Genomic DNA, 2,484 nt, shown 5'->3' with positions numbered 1-2,484 from the left:
GATTTTCCAGAACCATACGGACGGCGCGCTGACGAACCTCCGGGGAAAAACGTGTGTTTTTAGTCATCCTGTTTACCCTCTCTCAAAGAGTTTAGTCTCCAGGATTCCCGGGGCGGTTCACTATTCTCTGACAAAGCGATTTTCAGCAACAAACCATCACAACGCAAGTTTCAAAGGACAAAAATAAAAAACACCCAGTTCTCGCTCATAGCTAACAGTCTATTCTAACCAACTCAATGGCTTTGACAAACGCCACACACTCCTCATGCAATTCATATCTAACGACCTCTGCAGAAATTATCCCCTCCAAAGCTCCCCTCCTCTTAACCCAAAGACGTTACCTGTGCAGGTATCGCACTTCTGGTCGCGTTTTTAAACACTGTCATTCCCTGAGGATGTAAAGGTTGCAGCTCAACCCTGCATCAGCGACACAGGGTTGAGACACGGGTTATGCGTCTTGCTGCGTCACCGCCTCAGCTTGTGCCTGTATCGACCGTGCCGTCTGATGGCGATGCCAGTACCAGGCCAGCACTTCCTTGAATCGCTCAATCTCTTTCTTGAGACCCGGCAGAGGGATTTTGCTGCGTTTATTGCCGTGGGCGTTCGGCTGCTCATGTTGCACATGCAACGTATCCCGGCCAAAGTTTCGCAGGACGTTGATGTTTTTAACGTTATCCCAGTCCAGCAGTTCAGCTGTTTTCGGCAGCACAATGCCCTGCCAGCTGATTTCGATTTGCGAACCGTCTTTCAGCGTAAAGGGAACATTGGGGAAGTACTTAAGGACCAGCGCGGTCTCTGCTTCTCCCCTGGGCCAGTAGCGCCAGGCCAGGCTCTCTTCATGGTTAGACGAGAAATCACGCTCGTATTTCTGCCACAGCTGCTGTTCGATGTTGTCGGCAACGGGTATTAAATCGACCCAACTCTCTGTGGGGAGATCCGCGGCGATCCCGGCATAGGCGGTTTCTTCGACGGCAAAACCCACGTTACGCATTCTCTCTGTCAGCGGTGGGTGTGAATCGAAGGGATGCGGCACATTCTGTTCACGCATCGCACCGATAAAACCGGGTGACGCCACATGCGCAGGCAAACCGGCAGCAATCGTTTTACGGATCCCCAGTTCACTCTCATGCAGCGCATTGTTTTCAAACAGACTGCGCTCAACCTCATAGCGATAACTCGCATACGCTGAAATCTTGATCAGGGATTCGATGATCGCAGCAGGTGAAATCAGCGTGGAAGCATTGCGATCGGCCACGAACTCACGTTCACGGCTGTTGCGCTGCCATGCCAGTTCAAACAGCATGCGGTACAAATACAGTGGATAGTAGACAATCAGCGTGGCCACATTCTCGCTCATCAGGGCGGTATAGAGATCGAAACGGTGCAGCTTCGGCCCCAGTAACGCACCCGACGCCGTGTCCCCTTCATGCAGGTGGGTCAGCTCATGCACCATCACGCCATCTGCCTGGGCGAGCGTCAGCTGACGCAACAGCGGAATACTGACATAGAGTTTACGGCCCTTAAGCAGCTGGTCATTCACGCGCAGCGGGGCTTCCGTGACGTAGAAATTGGTGTCGATACCGGCAATAACATGGTCCGGCGGGGTTGTCCCTACTCTGGCAGCCAGCGCATCAATGCGTGACCAAAGTTCCGGGGCAGCTTCGCGGCTCACCACTTCGCCTTCGATATTCTCCTCAGGCGGCAGTTTTCTGAAGATGCCTTTGATGATGTAGTAGATACCGCCCAGCACCATCAATCCCACGATGATAACTAATTTTGGATAGTAGGTTTGCGTGAAGAAAGCAGTACCCCAGAAGGAGAGCCAGACCAGCATCGCCCCCTGCACAATCACTTCAAGTGAACCCGCGAGCATCAGGAACGGGCGCGCCAACCTCAGGCTTAACAGCTGGCTACTGCGATCTTTGAAGGCCAGTGCGCTGAGCAACACAATCATCAGCAACACCACGACGCCGGCAATCAGCGTCCAGATGGCGACTTTGTCCATCGTGTAGAACTGCCAGAGTTCGGAACCCGGTGCACAGACCGCGTTTTTGTAGGTCAGCAGATCCTCGACAACCGGGCCGCAGACGCTTGAAGGTGGGTTCTCTTGCAGGAATTGAGCGAGTTTATCGGCATCCTGATGTTGTTTTTGTGCATCCTCAATAAAGAATTGTGTGTATTCCTGATTGAGCGATCGATTCCCGTATTCAGCAAAACCTAATGTGATTGCGGGTATGAGAAACAGGGTTAACAGGACCCAAAAAAGTACCTTTGTATAACCCATTTTCAATTCCGTTATGCTTTTCAACGTTATTAACTCATCCAATGTTAGTAATGGGAAAACTGCTTTCGCGTGATTCTCCAGAAGGAGTTTACTGTACATATAAAAGGGGCAAGCGCCCTTTCACTAAGGAAGGTGCGATTTAATCGTCAATTATGAGAACATAACCCTTTCTTTGACATAGACTTTTCACGATGCCCGCT

General features: G+C 51.3%; 1 protein-coding gene. It reads right to left on the bottom strand.

Features of this window, described 5'->3' with window-relative positions:
* Window positions 1–448: 448 nt before the first annotated feature.
* Window positions 449–2,284 (bottom strand): M48 family metallopeptidase, encoded by a 1,836-nt coding sequence (locus tag ACSZPU_RS24990; protein ID WP_499004287.1) that lies wholly within the window; start codon window positions 2,282–2,284, stop codon window positions 449–451.
* Window positions 2,285–2,484 lie beyond the last annotated feature (200 nt).

The sequence above is a fragment of the Phytobacter sp. V69 genome, assembly GCF_965644215.1.
In the GTDB taxonomy this organism is placed as follows: Bacteria; Pseudomonadota; Gammaproteobacteria; order Enterobacterales; family Enterobacteriaceae; genus Phytobacter.
This window is presented reverse-complemented; position numbering and strand designations above follow the sequence as displayed.